The sequence below is a fragment of the Arthrobacter sp. YN genome, assembly GCF_002224285.1.
Taxonomy (GTDB): domain Bacteria; phylum Actinomycetota; class Actinomycetes; order Actinomycetales; family Micrococcaceae; genus Arthrobacter.
In genome coordinates this window covers 1,592,327-1,610,795 of the sequence record NZ_CP022436.1, presented here as the reverse complement: position 1 = coordinate 1,610,795, position 18,469 = coordinate 1,592,327, and the positions used below count along the sequence as shown (strand labels likewise).

Genomic DNA, 18,469 nt, shown 5'->3' with positions numbered 1-18,469 from the left:
GAGCGAACGAGGGCGGGACTTTGAGTATCAGGGGCACGGGCACGCTCACATTGCGCAGAGTGCAAACTTGCACTTAGTGTAAGTATGTGACTCAAACCAGTAGCCAGGAAGCCGCTGCGGAATCGTCTCCTTCTGAGCCCAGCGCCCCCTCTAGGCGCGAACTCAACAAGGCGGCCACCCGCAGTTCCATCGCTTCCGCAGCCTTGGGCCTTTTGCGTAGCAAAGGGTCCGGCAATTTCACCGTGGAAGACATCGCAGCCAGCGCCGGCGTCTCACGACGAACCTTCTTCAACTACTTCCCCAGCCTCGAAGCCGCCTTGGCATCCGTTGCCGACGGCTTCATGGACCACGCCTTGGAGCAGTTCCGGCTGCGCCCGGCGGACGAGTCAATTCTCGAATCCGCCCAGGCAGCCCTCATGGCGTTGGCTGATCCCATGTCCGTGGCGCCCATGGCCGAACTGTTCAGCCTGACCCAGGACAACCGCCAACTGGCCCGTTCCGAGCTTGAAGCCTGGGAGCACTGCACCGAGCAGATCATTGACGCCGCCCGCAGCAGACTTGGCGCCGGCATCAGTGAGCTCTACCTCCATGCCTTGGCGGGCTCAGTGATCTCCTGCGGCAAGGCCGCCATGACCGTCTGGTTCGCCGATCGCGGCCCTGATCTCTCGGCGGAATCCCTCGCGGTACTTCGCCAGCACCTCATCGATGCGATGGGTCTCCTCGGTGCCGGCTTCGCGCCGCCGTCGGACGCGTCCGTCCAAGCCTCAGCAGCTTCCCCCTCCGTTCCAACCACCACAGATCGGTTCTGACATGGCCTCGTTCCTCTACCGTCTCGGCAAGTTTTCGTATCGGCGCCGCTGGCTGGTCATCTCCATCTGGCTGGCCGTCATGGTGGCGGTTGGCGGCTCGGCCGCAGCCTTCCACGGCACCATGTCCAACAACTTCACCATCCCGGGCACCGAAACCCAGCAGATGGCCGACAAACTCAAGGAAGCGCTCCCTGATTCTTCGGGAGGCTCCGCCAGCGTGGTCTTCGATGCCGGGGACGGCGGATTCGACCAAGCCAAAAAGGACGCAGTAGCCGCTGCGTTGACCAAACTCGAGGCCATGCCTGACGTGCAGGGAACGGTGAACCCGTTCACCACACAGGAGCAGCTGGATAACTCCGCGGCTGAGATCGCTGCCGGTGAGGCGAAGGCAGCCGAGGGCCAGGCCCAGCTTGATGCTTCCCGCGCGCAGTTGGAAGCGGGCGAGGCCCAACTCGCCGGGGTGGAACAGCAACTCGCCGCTTCGGGCCTGACACCCGCACAGGTTGAAGCCCAGTTGGCGCCGCAGCGCGCAGAACTTGCTGCCGGTAAGGAAAAGCTCGACGCCGGAGCCAAGGAAGCTGCCGACGGCGCCGCCACATTGGCTCTGGGCAAGCGACAGCTCGAAGCATCTGAAGGCCTCCGCTTTGTGTCCAGTGACAACAAAGCCGCAGTAGCGCAGGTCCAGTTCAAGACCTCCATTAACGCTGTTGACCCCGCCGTCCGCGAGGAAGTCCAGGAGATCGTCCACGGAGTTTCTTCCGCCGGCGTCACGGCCTACGCCAGCAAGGAAATCACCGAAGATGTCTCGGAGATCTTCGGTATTGCTGAAATCGTGGGCGTCGCAGTCGCGGCCATGGTCCTGATCCTGATGCTCGGAACACTCATCGCGGCCGGGCTTCCTCTCCTGATGGCCCTGATCGGCGTAGCTGTAGGTGTCGGCGGAACGTTCGCACTGACCAGCGTCATCGACATGAGCTCCATCTCCCCGATGCTTGCACTGATGCTCGGACTCGCGGTTGGTATTGACTACTCCCTGTTTATCGTCAACCGTCATCGCACCCAGCTTCTGGCCGGCATGGACGCGGAGGAATCCGCTGCCTTGGCTACGGGTACTTCAGGTAACGCTGTGTTGTTTGCCGGGCTCACCGTCATCATCGCCTTGGCAGCACTCGTGGTCCCGGGGCTGCCCTTCCTCGCTGTGATGGGTGTTGCGGCCGCAGCGACCGTTGCTGTCGCCGTCGTCGTCGCCTTGACCCTGACGCCCGCCGTGCTGGCCCTGATCGGCCGCCGACTCATCTCCAAGCGCGCTTGGGCCAAGGCTGCCAAGCACAACGCCGAGCCCGGCCACGAAGCAGCCGACCGTGAACGCGACGAAAAGCGCAGCAGCGGAGGCTGGGGCGGTATGGTCACGCGTCATCCGTGGGTTGCCTTGGTAGCCAGCGTCGTGCTGTTGGGCGCTTTGGCACTGCCGGCTTCTCAGCTTCGGTTGGCACTTCCCGACGGCGGATCCGAGCCGGTCGATTCGCAGGCCTTCAAGGCCTATGACCTCACCCGCAGCAGCTTCGGCGAAGGCGTCACCGGCCCGATCGTCGTCGTCGGCGAATTCCCTGAAGGCCTCAGCGAAAACGACGCCAAGAACAAGCAGTTCGATGTCGCGGACGAACTTCGCAGTGTAGAAAACGTCATCGCGGCTGTACCAATCGCACTGAGCGAAGACCGCCGTACCGCAGTATTCCAGGTCATTCCCAAGGAAGGCCCGGCCAGTGCGGGCACCGTGCAAGTGGTGTCTGATCTCCGCGCCAAGGGTGCAGTGATCAGCGACGACCTTGACGTAAAAATCGGCCTGACCGGACAAACCGCGGGCAACATTGACGTTTCCAACAAGCTCGGAGCCGCGTTGCCGCCGTACTTGGCGATCGTCGTCGGGCTTTCCTTGCTCTTGCTGCTGCTGGTGTTCCGCTCGATCGTAGTGCCGCTGCTGGCCACGGGCGGATTCCTGCTCTCGCTGGCCGCTGCCTTCGGTGCCGTAGTTGCCGTCTACCAGTGGGGCTGGCTCGGAGGGATCTTCGACGTCGCCAACCCGGGCGCCGTCCTGAGCTTCCTGCCCATCATCCTGATCGGGGTGCTGTTCGGACTCGCCATGGACTACCAGGTGTTTATCACGTCGGGTATGCGGGAGTCGTTTATGCACGGCGAGTCCGCCAGACACGCGGTCCGCTCCGGTTTCAGCCATGCCTCCGCCGTGGTCACTGCCGCCGCGATCATCATGGTCAGTGTGTTCTCCGGCTTCATCTTCAGCCACCTCACGATGGTCCGGCCGCTGGGCTTCGCCATGGCGTTCGGTGTACTGATTGATGCCTTCGTGGTCCGCATGACCATCGTTCCCGCTGTGATGTACCTTTTGGGCGAGAAGGCCTGGTGGCTGCCCAGGTGGCTGGAACGTGTTCTTCCCGACGTCGATGTTGAAGGCGCCAAGCTGGAGCGCAGCGACCGCAGGAAGGCCGACGCCGAGGAACTGGTCCACTAACGCTCTTCCACATCCCAGCCGATGTTCACGAACGCTCGCTCACTTGCTTGAGGCAAGTGAGCGAGCGTTCGGTTTAAGCACGCGGGAAGTGAGAGACGGTTCGGTTTAAGCACGCGGGAGGTGAGAGACGGTTCGGTTTAAGCACGCGGGAAGTGAGAGAGGGTTCGTATTAGGCTGGGTGGCGTGACCCGATTGATTCTCGCCTCCCAGTCCCCCGCCCGCACCAAGCTGCTCACGGATGCCGGGATCCGGCATGACGTCCTGGTTTCGGATGTTGACGAGGACGCGGTGCAGGCCAAATACGGCGTAACGGACGCACACGATACAGCGCTGCTGCTGGCTCGTGCCAAAGCTGAGGCCGTCGCCGCCCTCCCCGAGGCTGAGGGCGCGTTGGTGATCGGCTGCGATTCGGTGTTCGAGTTCGACGGCGAGTCCCACGGCAAGCCCTACACCGCTGAAGTCGCGCGGGAACGGATGCTGCGAATGAGTGGCTCGCAGGGAGTACTGCACACCGGTCACTGGCTGGTTGATTGCCGGGACACTGCTGCCGACGTGGAGGACGACGCAACAGACGAAACCACAGACGGCACAGGAGCCACCGTGGGTGCCGTCGCAAGCGCCGAGGTCCACTTCGCCGAGATGAGCACCTACGACATCGACGCCTACATCGCCACTGGCGAACCCCTCCACTGCGCCGGGTCCTTCACCATTGACGGCTTGGGCGGAGCCTTCATCCGCAAGGTCGACGGCGACCCGCACGCCGTCGTCGGGCTTTCCATCTCCACCCTTCGGGATCTGCTGGTCCACGCGAACGTGGGAATCACCGAACTGTGGGACAACGACGAGCAGTAAAAGCCGTTTGTAGCAACCCTACAAAGGAACATCGCCTCACACACGGAATCCCCCATCAATATGGGCGGAACCCTCACAATCACGCTAGGCTCCTCAAGGACAGAAGGAGTCAACAACTTGTCAGCTAACCCGGCGCAGCCCATTTCCAGCCCTCTTACCAAGGTCTTGATTGCCAACCGCGGCGAAATCGCGGTCCGCATCATCCGAGCCGCCCGGGACGAAGGCATTGCCTCCGTAGCGGTCTACGCCGATCCTGACCGTGATGCCCTCCATGTCCGCCTTGCCGACGAAGCCTACGCGTTGGGCGGCAACACCGCCGCTGAGTCGTACTTGGTGATGGACAAGATCATCGACGTCGCCAAGCAGTCCGGCGCCGACGCGATCCACCCCGGCTACGGCTTCCTGGCGGAGAACGCCGAGTTCGCTGCCAAGGTCATCGACGCCGGCATCACGTGGATCGGCCCCTCCCCCGAGGCGATCTCGGCCTTGGGCGACAAAGTCCAGGCCCGTCACATCGCCGAAAAGGTGGGCGCTCCGCTGGTCCCCGGCACGGCTGACCCGGTGGAATCGGCCGACGAAATCCTGAAGTTCGCCGAAGAATTCGGCCTCCCGGTTGCCATCAAGGCTGCCTTCGGCGGCGGCGGACGCGGCATCAAGGTTGCCCGCACCATGGACGAGATTCCCGAGCTCTACGAATCGGCCGTCCGCGAAGCCATTGCAGCTTTCGGCCGCGGCGAGTGCTTCATCGAGCGCTTCCTGGATGCTCCGCGGCACGTAGAGACCCAGTGCCTGGCCGACGCATTTGGCAACGTCGTGGTGGTCTCCACCCGCGACTGCTCACTGCAGCGCCGTAACCAGAAGCTCGTCGAGGAAGCCCCCGCTCCGTACTTGACCGAAGAGCAGAACAAGCGACTCTACGAATCCTCCAAGGCCATCCTCAAGGAAGCCAACTACCTTGGCGCCGGAACGTGTGAATTCCTGGTGGGCCAGGACGGCACCATTTCCTTCCTCGAGGTCAACACCCGCCTCCAGGTGGAGCACTGCGTGTCCGAGGAAGTCACGGGAATCGACCTGGTCCGCGAGCAGTTCCGCATTGCCCGAGGCGAAGCACTCGGCTACGACGACCCCGAGGTCCGCGGCCACTCCTTCGAGTTCCGCATCACCGGCGAGGACCCGGGCCGCAACTTCATGCCCGCCCCCGGCACCATCACCACCCTGAAGAACCCCACCGGCCCCGGCGTCCGGATCGATTCCGGCGTTGAGCAGGGCGACGTCATCAGCGGCAACTTCGACTCCATGCTCTCCAAGCTGATCATCACCGGCGCCACCCGCGAACAAGCGCTCCAGCGTTCACGCCGGGCGTTGGAGGAGATGGTGGTTGAGGGCATCCCCACCGTCATCCCCTTCGACCTCGCAGTGGTCACCGATCCCGCTTTCGCCCCGGCGGAAGGCCCGTTCAAGGTCCACACACGCTGGATCGAAACCGAGTTCGTCAACAGCATCCCGGCATGGTCTGCCAACGCAGCAGGCGCTGAGGCGCCCGACGCCGGTGAGCGCCAGCGCGTCGTCGTCGAGGTTGGCGGCAAGCGGCTTGAAGTCGTCCTTCCGTCCGGTCTGGGTGGCGGTGTCGCGGCAGTTTCCGGCGGTTCGGGCACCAAGTCCGGCAAGTCCAAGAAGCGTTCCCGATCAGCTGGCGCCACGGCTGCCGCAGCAGGTGGCAACGCCCTGACCTCACCCATGCAGGGCACCATCGTCAAGGTGGCAGCTGCTGAAGGCGACGTGGTGGCTGAGGGCGACCTGATCGTGGTTCTCGAAGCCATGAAGATGGAGCAGCCCCTCACCGCCCACAAGGCCGGTACCGTACGTGGCCTCGCTGCCACGGCCGGCGAGACTGTTGCCGCCGGCGCAGTTATCGCCACCATCGAGGACTAACGCAAAGCACCTCTTAACGACGGCGGCTCCGCACCAATGGTGCGGAGCCGCCGTCGTTATTGGGCTGCTTAGGACACGTTGTTTTCGTAGTCCATGTCCTTGGTCTCGCGCGTCAGCCAAAGCGCGATGAAGGTCACCACTGCGGCGGCGGCCATGTAGACGCCCACCAGCCACGTGCTGCCGTTCGCTGCAGACCAGAGCGCGATGGCCACGAATGAGGCAGGAGCTGCACCGATCATGGAGGACAGGTTGTACGCCACAGCGGATCCGGTGTAACGGACGTTGGCCGGGAACAGCTCAGGAAGGATGGCGGCCATGGGCCCGAAGGTCAGGCCCATGAGCGTGAAGCCCACAATGAGGCCAACCATGGCCGCTGCCTGGCCGGGACCGAACATGGTGAACCAGAGCGCACCGAACACGAAGATGCCGGCGGTGACACCCAGCAGGAACTTACGCCGGCCCCACTTCTCAGCGAGTGGCCCGGAGACAACGGTGAAGATGCCGAAGAAGACGACGCCGATGATCAGCATCCAGAGGAAGTCGGAACGGGTGATTCCCAGGCCGGGGACGAACGCGGCAATCTGGTCGGCCGTCATGGGCTTGCCGGCTTTTTCAGCCGCTGCCTGCGCACCGGCCAGGGTGGGCTTGGTGCCGTAGGACAGGGTGAACGTGGTCATGATGTAGAAGAGCACGTAAGTGGCAAACATGATGAACGTACCGGCCACCACCGGGCGCCAGTGGCTCTTGAGGGTGGCTGCGAGGGGCAGTTTCTGCACCTTGTCCTGCTGGATCACCTTGGTGAAGGACGCACTTTCCACCAGCTTCAAACGAACATAGAGGCCCACGACCACCAGGACGGCACTGAGGATGAACGGGACCCTCCAGCCCCAGGCCAGGAATTCTTCGGCACTCAGGGAAACGTTCATCCAGATGAAGATGACGTTGGCGATGATGAAGCCGATGGGGGCGCCCAGCTGCGGGAACGTTCCGTAAATGGCACGCTTTCCCTCCGGCGCGTTCTCCGTGGCCAGCAATGCTGCGCCGGACCATTCGCCGCCCAGGGCCAGGCCTTGGAAGAACCGCAGGATGACCAGCATGATCGGGGCAAGGATGGCCCAACCCGGCATGGAGGCCGTGGGCAGGAGACCGATGAGGAACGTGGCAATACCCATGGTCAGCAACGACGCCACCAGGGTACCCTTGCGGCCGATCTTGTCACCAAAGTGGCCGAAGACCACGGCACCGATAGGCCGCGCGAAGAAGGCAACGCCAAAAATGGCGAACGCACTGAGCAGCGCATTGATGTCAGTGGCGTCCGGGAAGAAGAGCTTCGGGAAGACGAGTACCGACGCGGTGGCATAGGCGTAGAAGTCGTAGAACTCGATCGTCGTGCCGATCAGGCTCGCGAAGATCACCTTGCCCCGCGAGTTCACTGGCTTAGTGGACTCGCCTTCCTTGGATGGTGCGGTGGAAGACATGTATTTGCAGCTTTCTTTCACGCCGGCCGAAGCCCCGAGAGGTTCCCGGCGAAGGAATATTCGAGAGTTCAATAATAGTTCCCACTGTCCATTGACTGGACAACTAAGTCCAACATGCGGACGCACAGGAAAATCCCACTCTGTGGTCCGCGCCACACTACCTCACCATCGCCTCACGCGCCGGTGACCCCGCCGATAGGGAAATGTCACAGCACGTTTACAAACGGCGCCCGTCCACGAAATGCGCGAAACCTACCTTGGAAGAACAACGTCCCCCACCAAGGAGGCACTCCGTGACTGTTGACCGCTCCGCAGAAGAACTGGCCCCTGTCCAGTCCACTGCCACCGCCGCGCCCGCCCTTGAACACCGCCCCGGCCGTTGGATTGCCAACTGGGATGCTGAGGACAAGGGCCAGTGGGAAGCCGAAGGCCGGTCCATCGCCAAGCGCAATCTCTACTGGTCCATCTTCGCCGAATTCCTCGGTTTCGTCGTCTGGCAGCTCTGGTCCATCGTGGTGGTCCAGCTCCCCGCGGCCGGTTTTGCCTTTGATACCAACCAGATTTTCTGGCTCATCTCCATCCCCAGCCTTGTAGGCGCCACGCTCCGCATTCCCTACACCTTCATGGTTCCCAAGTTCGGTGGCCGGAACTGGACCATCGTCTCGGCGCTGCTCCTGCTGATCCCCACCACAGGCCTGGCTATCTGCGTCTCCAACCCGGAAACGCCCTTCGGCGTCATGCTCCTCATGGCTGGCCTCGCCGGCTTTGGTGGCGGCAACTTCGCCAGCTCGATGGCCAACATCACCTTCTTCTACCCCGCCCGCGAAAAGGGTTGGGCGCTGGGCCTGAACGCCGCGGGTGGAAACATGGGTGCCGCCGTCGCCCAGCTTGTTGTGCCGATCGCCATTACCCTGTTGGCCGCCGGAACCGTCAACCTGCCGGTGGCGGGCATCATCTGGATTCCGTTGATCCTCATCGCTGCCTTCGGCGCTTACAAGTACATGGACAACCTCACCAGCGCCAAGGGTGACGTAGCCGGTTCACTTGCCGCCCTCAAGGAACCCCATCTGTGGATCATGGCGTTCCTGTACATCGGGACGTTCGGCTCGTTCATCGGCTTCGCGGGCGTCTTCCCCAAGCTGATCAAGGACTACTTCCCGGACTTCTCCTCCATCCACGTCGGCGCTGTGGCCTTGTCCCTGGCCTTCCTCGGCCCACTGGTTGGTTCCTTGGCCCGCCCCTACGGTGGACGCATGGCCGACCGCATGGGTGGGGCACGCATGACCATTGCCTCGTTCGCTTCCATGGCCCTCATTACCCTCACCATGATCTGGACGCTGCCGCTGAAGAACTTCTGGCTCTTCCTGACGCTCTTCCTGCTCCTCTTCCTGGCCAGCGGCTTCGGAAACGGCGCCACGTACCGCATGATCCCTATCATCTTCGCAACGTCCAGCCGGGCCGCCCGCGCAGGAGCTCCCAGCACCACCACGGCACGACTCGCATCCTCTTCGCTCGGCCTGATCTCCGCGATCGGTGCCTACGGCGGCTTCGTGATCCCCCAGGTTCTCAACGCTTCCAACACGGCCAGCGGGTCCTACACCCCGGCGTTCTACGGATTCGTTGGAGCCTATGTCCTGATGCTCATCGTCTGCTGGGTCTTCTATATCCGCCCTGCCCAGAAGCGCAACACGATCGGACACATCTAGATGCCCAACGGCGCCGATACCCACTGCCCCTACTGCGCGCTCCAGTGCGCCATGACGCTGACCCCGGCTGCTTCGGCAGTGCCGGGAGCAGCGGCAGCGGCCACACCGGAGGCAGCCCCGGCCGCTCCCCTGGAAGTATCCGGGCGCGACTTCCCCACCAACCGGGGCGGGCTGTGCCGCAAAGGCTGGACATCGGCGTCGTTGTTGCGTCACAGCGGGCGCGTCACCGAACCCATGCTCAAAGGATCGGACGGCATCCACCAGCCGATCTCCTGGGACCAGGCCCTCATGCTCATCACCGCAGCTGTGAAGGACACCCAGCAGCAGTACGGGAATGACGCCGTAGGAGTCTTCGGCGGCGGCGGCCTCACCAACGAGAAGGCCTACCTGCTGGGCAAGTTCGCCCGGCTGGCGCTGCGTACCTCACGGATCGATTACAACGGTCGGTTCTGCATGTCCTCCGCTGCTGCGGCAGGCAACCGCGCCTTCGGTGTGGACCGCGGACTGCCCTTCCCTGTCACGGACCTCGACACCGCGTCCGTAATCCTCATGCTCGGTTCCAACGTTGCCGAGACCATGCCTCCGTTCGTCCAGCACCTGCAGGGCGCACGGGACGCCGGTGGCCTGATCGTGGTGGATCCCCGCCGCTCGGCTACTGCTGCGTTCACGTCCGACGGCGGCGGTCTCCACTTGCAGCCGACGCCAGGTACCGATTTGGCTCTCCTCTTGGGCATCAGCCACGTGGTGGTTCACGAAGGCCTGGCCGACGCCGCGTACATCGAGGCCAACACCAGCGGCTACGCGGCCGTGGTGCGGAGCCTTTCGGCGTTCTGGCCGGAACGCGTCCAGTCCATCACCGGCGTCCCAGCCACCCTGATCCGTGAAACCGCCCGCCGTTTGGCGCAAGGAGCCCGCGACGGCGGCAGCTACATCCTCAGCGGACGCGGTGTGGAACAGCACGTGGACGGCACGGATACCGCCACGGCGGCGATCAACCTCAGCCTCCTGTTGGGCCTGCCGGGCTCTGCGCGCAGCGGATACGGCACGCTCACCGGCCAAGGCAACGGCCAGGGTGGCCGCGAACACGGACAGAAGGCCGACCAGCTCCCGGGCTACCGCAAGATCACCGATCCCGCCGCGCGCGCCCACGTCGCCGGAGTATGGGGCGTCGACGAGTCGCTCATCCCCGGTCCCGGCCTGCCCGCCGTCGAACTTCTTAAGTCGCTGGGACAGCCCGACGGCGTCAGGTGCCTTTTCGTGCATGGTGCCAACGTAGTGGTCTCGGCGCCGGACACGAACGCAGTGATCCGAGGACTTCGCAGCCTGGACTTCCTGGTGGTCTGCGACTTCTTCATGTCTGAGACAGCTGCTGAAGCGGATTTAGTTTTGCCTGTGACGCAGTGGGCCGAGGAAGAGGGCACGCTGACCAACCTCGAAGGTCGCGTGATCCGACGTCGCCGGGCACTGACTCCTCCCCCGGGTGTTCGCAGCGAGTTGTGGCTCATGGCGCGCCTGGCCGAGCTCCTTGAGGCTCCTTCAACATTCAGCGATGATCCCGAGACCGTTTTCGAAGAACTGCGCCTCGCCTCCGCCGGCGGTCTGGCCGACTACTCGGGCATCGACTACGCCATGCTGGACCGGGGCGAAGCTGCCTACTGGCCCTACCCTGCGGGCAGCACTGGGACCCCGCGACTTTTCGCCGACGGATTTGCCCACGCCGATGGCCGGGCCGTCATGGTTCCGGTCACTCCTTCCAAGCGGGCTGTACGTTCGTTTGCGGACAACTCCCTGGCGCTCGCTACGGGCCGTCTCCTTGAGCACTATCAGTCCGGCGCCCAGACCCGCCGGGTGAGCGAGCTGCTGGCATCGCAGCCTCAGGCCCGGCTCCTCATCCACCCAGGCACAGCAGCTGCCCGCGGCATCGCCGACGGCGACTACGCCACCGTCACGAATGAGCGCGGCGAAGTACTTTGCCGCGCTGAACTCAGCACCACCGTCCGACCCGACACTGTCTTCCTGCCGTTCCACTTCCCCGGCCAGGAAAACGCCAACCGCCTCACCGAAGCGGCAACAGATCCCATCTCCGGCATGCCGGAATTCAAGACCAGCCGGGTATGGGTCCGGCGGGCAGTCTCCACCCAGGAACTGGACTCGTACGCAGTTCCTGCCGGGACGCGGCTGCCACTGCACGTCAAGGAGGCATCATGAGCGAGCGCATTGTTGTAGTTGGATTCGGACCAGTGGCAGCACGGCTTATTGACGAACTGCTCCCGGCCGTCCGCACTGGGCTGGTACAACTGCTGGTGGTGGGTCAGGAAACAGAGGCTGCGTACAACAGGGTCATGGTTGCTGAGCTTGGCGTGGGGCGCACCACGGCCGAGGCGTTGGCGATGGCCGATGCGTCCGAGTTGGAGTCCGACGGCGTTGACGTCCGCCTGGGCACCAAGGTCAAAAGGATCGACCGCGCCCGCCAGCAGGTAGTCCTCTCCGACGGCACCGCTGAACACTACGACCGCCTGGTCTTTGCCACTGGTTCGCGTCCGGTCATTCCCAACCTCACCGGGCTCAACCCCGATCCCTCCCGGCCCGTACTGCCGGCCGGAGTTACAGCTTTGCGTGATCTGCGGGATGCTGCCGTGCTTCGCGCAGCCGTTGCCGACGGCAAGCGCGTGGTGGTCCTGGGTGGCGGGGTGCTGGGTTTGGAAACCGCACTGGCGGCCTCGGAAGAGGGCGCCCAAACCACGGTGGTCCACAACGGACCGTTCCCCCTGGGACGCAGCATCGACCGCGGCAGTGGCTCCGTCCTCACCAACAGCCTGCGGGCGGGCGGCGTCCGGATGGCCGGCAATGCCCGTTCCACAGGTATTGAAACGTCCGGTCCTGACGGCAGCTTCTCGGCGCTGCTGCTGGATGACGGCTCAGCGATCGACGGCGACCTGTTGGTCTTGTCGTGCGGTGTCCGTCCCCGGATCGAACTGGCCGAGGGCTGTGGACTTCCTACCAGCGCCGGTATCCTGGTGGACCACCACCTCCGGACCTATCATGAGCCCCATATGTTCGCGATCGGTGACTGTGCTGAAGTGCGCTGCCCGGACGGTTCATGTGTAGAGTGCCGCACAGCCACCGGCCCCTCTGGCCTGGTGGGCCCAGGGTGGCGGCAGGCCGAGTGGTTGGCCGAATACCTCGTGGTCCTTGCCCGGGATGGCCAGGCCGCCGCGGATGCTGTGGAAGCGCTGCCCATGGAGAAGCCCGGAGTGGTGGTCCTGAAGGCACGGGGCATCAACCTGGCCGTGGCGGGCGACAACCAGGCCGATCCGTGGGATGAAGAGTTGCTGGAAGCGGGTGCTGCCTCGGGACGTGCCCGCCGCCAGATCTCCCAGTGGGCCGATCCCGAACACGGCCGCTACGTGAAGATGACCACCCGCGGCGGGGTGCTGGAAGGCCTCGTTGCCGTGGGCATGCCCCGGACGGCTGCTGAGCTGGTGGTGCTCTTCGAGCGCTCCTCCGAATTACCAGCAGACCGCTCACTCCTGCTCCGTCTGGATGGACCCGACCAGATCGATGCCGGCGCCACCAGCAACGATCCGCAGCGGACCGTGTGCCGTTGCGCAGGGGTCAGCGCGGCCAGTATCGAGGATTCGGTCCTGGACGGCTGCAGCACCGTGGGCGAGGTTTCAAAGGCCACCCGCGCCGGAACGGGCTGCGGGGGCTGCCATGGGGACATCAAGGGGATCATCGAAAAACACTTCCAAGCGGCTGCCGCCTGAGACCGCGGAAGCACCGCAGCTGGAGCCGGTTGCGATCCCGCTGGAACGCTGCGAAATCGCCGGGTCCGGATCGGCGATCCCGCAGCATTCCAGCGTTCTCGCGTCACCAGAGCAAGGAACAACCTAGAATTCCGGTGTGAAGGTATCCGAACCCGCGCCCGGCGTCCATTTTGTTGAGGGACCTGCGTCCAACTGGCTCCTCGTCCGTGACTCCTCAGGCTTCATGATGATCGACGGCGGCTACCCTGCCGACCGCGACCTCGTCATGGAATCGATCCGGGAGCTGGGCCTGGAGCCCGCCGACGCCAAAGCCATGCTCATCACGCACGGGCACGTGGACCACACCGGATCTGCGGCGTACTTCTCACGGACCTTCGGCACGCCCATCCTCTGCTCCCCCGAGGAGCTCCCCCACGTTCAGGGCAGGGAGAAGCATCAGGTCACGTTCGGGCAGGTTTTGCTCCGCGCATGGCGTCCCCGCGTTTTCCGGTGGATGCTCCACGTCATCGAAGCCAAGGCCCTTCAAGCGGAGCCGGCCATGCGCGCGGAGGCTTGGACCACGGACCGACTCCACAGCCTGCCGGGCCACCCCCAGGCCATCCCGCTCCCCGGGCACACCCCTGGCAACGTCGCATTGCTGCTGCCGGGTGCCCAGGCGATTGCCGTGGGTGACACCTTTGTCACGGGCCACCCGATCAGCCCGGCATCCGGACCCCAAATGCTGCACAGGATGTACCACTCCGACCCGTCTGGGGCGTTGGCCTCTGCCCGGCAGCTGGAGAGCGTACAAGCCAACGTGATCCTGCCGGGACACGGCCCCGCGCTGCGCATGCCGCTGGCTCAAGCTGTGCAGGCACTCCGCCACTAGGAGCAGAAACGCCCGTTTCGATGGCTCGCTGCGCAGGGTGCCGCGCGAACGGCATGGTGCGCAGCGAAGCCCCGAAACGGGCGCGCGGGCTCTGACTACGGAGCTACATGTGCACGTGCAGGCGCCGTGCAGCTTCGGATATGGATCCCGTGAGGGACGGGTACACCGTGAACGCGCTGGCGACGTCGTCCACGTGGAGCTTCTGGGTCACAGCCACGGAGATCGGGAAAATGAGCTCCGAAGCATTCGGGCCCACCACAACCCCACCGATCACGGTGCCTGAACCCTTGCGGGCAATGATCTTGACGAAGCCGTCCTTCGTGTTGCGCATCTTGGCGCGGGCATTGCTGAGCAAGGACAGCATCACAACATCGCCCTGGTACTTCCCGGACGCGAGGTCGGCCTCGGACACACCCACTGAAGCAATTTCCGGGGAAGTAAAGATGTTGGACGCCACCTGGTTGAGCTTGAGCGGCTTCACGCCGTCGCCCATGAAGTGGGCAATCGCGATGCGGCCCTGCATGGCTGCCACGGAGGCGAGTGCGAACACGCCCGTGCAGTCACCGGCAGCATAGATGTTGGGGGCGGTGGTGCGGGAAACACCGTCCACCTTGATGTGGCCGGACTCCGTGAGGGTCACACCGGCTTCTTCAAGGCCGACGCCGGCTGTGTTCGGGATGGAACCAACACACACCAGGCAGTGGGTACCCGTGACGATCGATCCGTCACCCAAGGTGACCTTGACGCCGTCGTCCGTTCGCTCCACCGCATTTGCGCGTGACTTGGACAAAACGTTGACGCCGCGACGTTCGAAGACGCCTTCCAGCAGCTTGGCGGCATCGGTGTCCTCGCCGGGGAGGACTTGGTCGCGGCTGGAAATCAGGGTGACCTTGGAGCCCAGGCCGTTGTAGGCGGAGGCGAACTCGGCGCCGGTAACACCGGATCCCACGACGATCAGTTCTTCCGGGAGCTCGTCCAGGTTGTAGATCTGGGCCCAGTTGAGGATGCGTTCGCCGTCGGGCTTGGCAGTGGGGAGTTCGCGTGGGTGGGCGCCGACGGCCAGAAGGATGGCGTCGGCATCAATGGTGCGGGTGCCTTCGAGGGTCAGGACCTCGATGGTGTTGTTGTCCAGGAGCTTGCCGGACCCAATGACGATCTCCACGCCCAGGCGCTCCAGGCCGGCGCGGATGTCCTCGGACTGTCCGCGGGCCAGGTTGAGCACGCGGTCGTTGATGTGCTTGAGGTCGGCGCGGGGCTTCGAGGCCGTGCCGTCGCCGTCGAACTTCACTCCCAGCTCGTCCGCCTCACCGACGCGGGTCATGAGATCGGCGGTGGCAATGAGGGTCTTGGAAGGCACGACGTCGGTCAGCACGGCAGAGCCGCCAAGGCCTGCCCGCTCAACAATGGTGACGTGGGCGCCGAGTGAGGCGGCCACCATGGCAGCTTCATATCCGCCGGGACCACCTCCCAGGATCGCGATACGGGGGGCACTGAAGTCAACTTGGCTGGTCACAATCCTCAATTCTCGCTCATTGCCGCGTCGGCTGCCACTCAGCCCACCCTCACCAGCGCGCGGGTCCCTACCAAAGTCCTGCAGCCGCAAGGTAGCTTGTACCAGTGAGTAACACTGAGCTGATGAACACAGACCCCTTTGAGGCCGCGAAGGCCGCCGCAGACTTCATCGCCGCGGAGACCGGCGTCGAGTCCCATGACGTAGCCCTGGTGCTCGGATCCGGCTGGGCGGAGGCCGCCGACCTCATCGGCGAAACTACCGCCACCCTGAACGCTTCGGAGGTCCCCGGTTTCCACAAACCAGCGGTAGTGGGCCATGTAGGCACCATCCGCTCCGTCCTCACCAAGGAGGGCAAGCGCGCGCTCGTCATTGGGGCGCGGACCCATTACTACGAAGGCCGCGGCGTACGGTCCGTAGTCCACGGCGTACGCACCGCAGCCGCCGCCGGCTGCAAGACTTTGGTGCTGACCAACGGTTGCGGCGGGCTCAACGAGGACTGGACCCCGGGCACCCCCGTCCTCATCAGCGACCACATCAACCTCACCGCAACCTCACCGCTTGAGGGCGCCACATTTGTTGACCTCACCGATCTCTACTCCTCGCGCATCCGCGACCTCGCCCGTGAAGTGGACTCCTCCCTGCAGGAAGGCGTCTACGCACAATTCACCGGACCGCACTACGAAACACCGGCAGAGGTCCAGTACGCCAAGCGGATCGGCGCAGACCTGGTGGGCATGTCCACGGCGCTGGAAGCAATCGCCGGCCGCCATGCAGGAATGGAAGTTTTCGGTATCTCCCTGGTCACCAACCTCGCAGCCGGCATCAGCCCGGTTCCCTTGAGCCACGCCGAAGTTCTGGAAGCCGGGCAGGCAGCTGGCAAGCGGATCTCCAAGCTCCTGGCGGACATCATCGCCAAGCTCTAGGCGCGTTACGGACGAGCGGGGCCACCATCCCATGGTGGCCCCGCTTTGCTGCTTAAAAGTGTGCGCTAACAATCTCGAGCGGGAAGTAAACGCACAGCAAATTCTCAGGATAAATCTGTTTTATGGCGCAACATTTGCCCCCGTACCCCAGGATGTGGCACGCGCGCCCGTTGGCAATGTAAACGCTTGCGCAAATACTCGCCGGTAGCTCGAATGGCCCGCTAAACACCGTTTGATGTCCGACCTAACACGTGTCTAGCGTGGAACGTGTTCCGGTAAGTCGACGTGCCGGGACCACCGCGGTGGAGGCCCACGAGGCTCCCCCGCACCTCGAAACGATGGCGTCCCTCGGTGACGCCTCCAGCGGATCGATGGACGCCCCAGTTGTAGAGAACCCCCAACCGGGGGTCAGGGCATGCGCCCCACTCCACGAAGTCCAACACTCCGCGAGAAGAGTAAGCATGAACACGCACTCAAACCCTCAACGGCCGCGCCGCCGGCTGCGACAGGCAGTAGCCCTCGCAGCCGCAGCCAGCGTGGCCGGCAGCATCCTGCTGGTGACGCCTGCGGCGCAGGCGAACCTGCCGGCTGATCCGCCGTCGAGCACCATGCCGGCACCCACACCCGGTTTCCCGTTGCCGACCAACCACACGCAGCAGGCGTACGATCCCGCGGCGGACTTCACGTCCAAGTGGACGCGGGCCGACGCCAAACAGATCATGGCCCAGAGCAATCCCAACGTTGCGCCCGGCCAGAACTCGATGAGCCCCAACGTCACGATGCCGGAAATCCCGAAGGACTTCCCGGCCATGAACGACGACGTCTGGGTGTGGGACACCTGGTCCCTCACCGACGAGAATGCCAACCAGATCAGCTACAAGGGCTGGGACGTCATCTTCTCCTTGGTGGCTGACCGGCATGAGGGCTACGGCTTCGACCAGCGCCACTGGAATGCCAGAATCGGCTACTTCTTCCGTAAGACCAACGCCGATCCTGCCAAGGACAAGTGGAACTACGGCGGACACCTGTTCCTGGACAACACCTCCATCGGCAACACGGAGTGGTCCGGTTCCACCCGCCTCATGCAGGGCAACAAGATCAACGTCTTCTACACGGCCACCACGTTCTACGATGTGGCCGAGCGGAACGCAGGGGGTGGCGGGATCGCTCCCGATGCCGCGATCGCCAAGGCCTTGGGTAACATCCACGCCAACCAGAACGGCGTGACCTTCGACGGTTTCCAGCACACCAAACTCCTGGAACCGGACGGAAAGCTCTACCAGAACAAGGCGCAGAACCCCGGCTTCGCGTTCCGTGACCCGTACACCTTCGCCGACCCGGCACACCCCGGCAAAACCTTCATGGTCTTCGAAGGAAACACCGGCGGCACCCGCGGCTCCTACAAGTGCAAGCAGGAAGACCTTGGCTACGCCCCCGGCGACCCCAACGCCGAGACTTTGGCCCAGGTCAACAGCACAGGCGCTTGGTACCAGACCGCGAACGTAGGCCTGGCAGTCGCAGACAACAAGGACCTGACCAAGTGGAGCTTCCTCCCGCCGATCCTGTCCGCCAACTGCGTCAACGACCAGACTGAGCGTCCGCAGATCTTCATCCAGAACGAGAACGGCAAGAACAAGTACTACCTGTTCACCATCAGCCACCAGTTCACGTACGCAGACGGCATGCGCGGCCCCGACGGCGTCTATGGTTTCGTCGGCAACGGTGTCCGCTCCGACTACCAGCCGGTCAACAACAGCGGCTTGGCCCTTGGCTCCCCTACGGACCTGAACATGCAGGCCAACGCTCCGGAAGGTCCGGACCCGCGCCAGAACGGCCGTCAGTTCCAGGCGTACTCGCACTACGTGCAGCCCGGCGGACTCGTCCAGTCCTTCATCGACAACGTGGACGGCGTCCGCGGCGGTTCCCTGTCACCCACCGTGAAGATGAACTTCAAGGCCGGCGTGACGCAGGTTGACCGCAGCTTCGGCAAGAACGGCCTCGGCCCATTCGGCTACCTGCCCACCAACGTCCGCGTTGGCGGCGAAGGCCACTACAAGTAGGCCGCAACACCCCGGCCCTTAGGCCACGGCAGGG

12 protein-coding genes are annotated in these 18,469 nt (G+C 64.1%); 10 read left to right on the top strand and 2 right to left on the bottom strand.

Features of this window, described 5'->3' with window-relative positions; all coding sequences use genetic code 11:
* Positions 1 to 86: 86 nt before the first annotated feature.
* The 4 genes from CGK93_RS07335 (at position 87) to CGK93_RS07320 (ending at position 6,120) form a co-directional block, all read left to right on the top strand.
* The gene (locus CGK93_RS07335) at positions 87 to 809 is read left to right on the top strand and encodes a TetR family transcriptional regulator (protein ID WP_089594255.1); all 723 of its coding nucleotides are present in this window, start codon (positions 87 to 89) and stop codon (positions 807 to 809) included.
* Position 810: 1 nt separating this feature from the next.
* Positions 811 to 3,336 (top strand): MMPL family transporter, encoded by a 2,526-nt coding sequence (locus tag CGK93_RS07330; RefSeq protein ID WP_089594254.1) that lies wholly within the window; start codon positions 811 to 813, stop codon positions 3,334 to 3,336.
* A 183-nt stretch (positions 3,337 to 3,519) separates the two neighbouring features.
* Complete coding sequence (locus tag CGK93_RS07325; RefSeq protein ID WP_089594253.1) at positions 3,520 to 4,188, top strand: Maf family protein; 669 nt, start codon at positions 3,520 to 3,522, stop codon at positions 4,186 to 4,188.
* A 60-nt stretch (positions 4,189 to 4,248) separates the two neighbouring features.
* Complete coding sequence (locus CGK93_RS07320; protein ID WP_089594252.1) at positions 4,249 to 6,120, top strand: acetyl/propionyl/methylcrotonyl-CoA carboxylase subunit alpha; 1,872 nt, start codon at positions 4,249 to 4,251, stop codon at positions 6,118 to 6,120.
* A gap of 68 nt (positions 6,121 to 6,188) precedes the next feature.
* On the opposite strand, the gene CGK93_RS07315 is transcribed toward CGK93_RS07320, so the two are convergent.
* Positions 6,189 to 7,598 (bottom strand): MFS transporter, encoded by a 1,410-nt coding sequence (locus CGK93_RS07315; protein ID WP_089594251.1) that lies wholly within the window; start codon positions 7,596 to 7,598, stop codon positions 6,189 to 6,191.
* Positions 7,599 to 7,891: 293 nt separating this feature from the next.
* Here CGK93_RS07315 and CGK93_RS07310 point away from each other — a divergent pair, with 293 nt between their 5' ends.
* The 4 genes from CGK93_RS07310 (at position 7,892) to CGK93_RS07295 (ending at position 13,939) form a co-directional block, all read left to right on the top strand.
* Complete coding sequence (locus CGK93_RS07310) at positions 7,892 to 9,304, top strand: MFS transporter (RefSeq protein ID WP_089594250.1); 1,413 nt, start codon at positions 7,892 to 7,894, stop codon at positions 9,302 to 9,304.
* Positions 9,305 to 11,512 (top strand): molybdopterin oxidoreductase family protein, encoded by a 2,208-nt coding sequence (locus CGK93_RS07305; RefSeq protein ID WP_089594249.1) that lies wholly within the window; start codon positions 9,305 to 9,307, stop codon positions 11,510 to 11,512.
* Entirely contained in the window at positions 11,509 to 13,071 is a 1,563-nt protein-coding gene (locus tag CGK93_RS07300; RefSeq protein WP_089594248.1) for an FAD-dependent oxidoreductase, read from the top strand. The genes CGK93_RS07305 and CGK93_RS07300 overlap by 4 nt, the downstream gene beginning before the upstream one ends.
* A gap of 136 nt (positions 13,072 to 13,207) precedes the next feature.
* Positions 13,208 to 13,939, top strand: coding sequence for an MBL fold metallo-hydrolase (locus CGK93_RS07295; RefSeq protein ID WP_089594247.1), 732 nt, complete (start codon positions 13,208 to 13,210; stop codon positions 13,937 to 13,939).
* A gap of 103 nt (positions 13,940 to 14,042) precedes the next feature.
* Here CGK93_RS07295 and CGK93_RS07290 read toward each other — a convergent pair whose 3' ends face one another.
* Positions 14,043 to 15,452 (bottom strand): NAD(P)H-quinone dehydrogenase, encoded by a 1,410-nt coding sequence (locus CGK93_RS07290; protein WP_089597270.1) that lies wholly within the window; start codon positions 15,450 to 15,452, stop codon positions 14,043 to 14,045.
* Between the two features lie 122 nt (positions 15,453 to 15,574).
* On the opposite strand from CGK93_RS07290, the gene CGK93_RS07285 reads away from it, so the two are divergent.
* Positions 15,575 to 16,375 (top strand): purine-nucleoside phosphorylase, encoded by an 801-nt coding sequence (locus tag CGK93_RS07285; protein ID WP_198318380.1) that lies wholly within the window; start codon positions 15,575 to 15,577, stop codon positions 16,373 to 16,375.
* A gap of 461 nt (positions 16,376 to 16,836) precedes the next feature.
* Positions 16,837 to 18,435, top strand: a complete 1,599-nt coding sequence (locus CGK93_RS07280) for a glycoside hydrolase family 68 protein (RefSeq protein ID WP_089594245.1) — start codon at positions 16,837 to 16,839, stop codon at positions 18,433 to 18,435.
* Positions 18,436 to 18,469 lie beyond the last annotated feature (34 nt).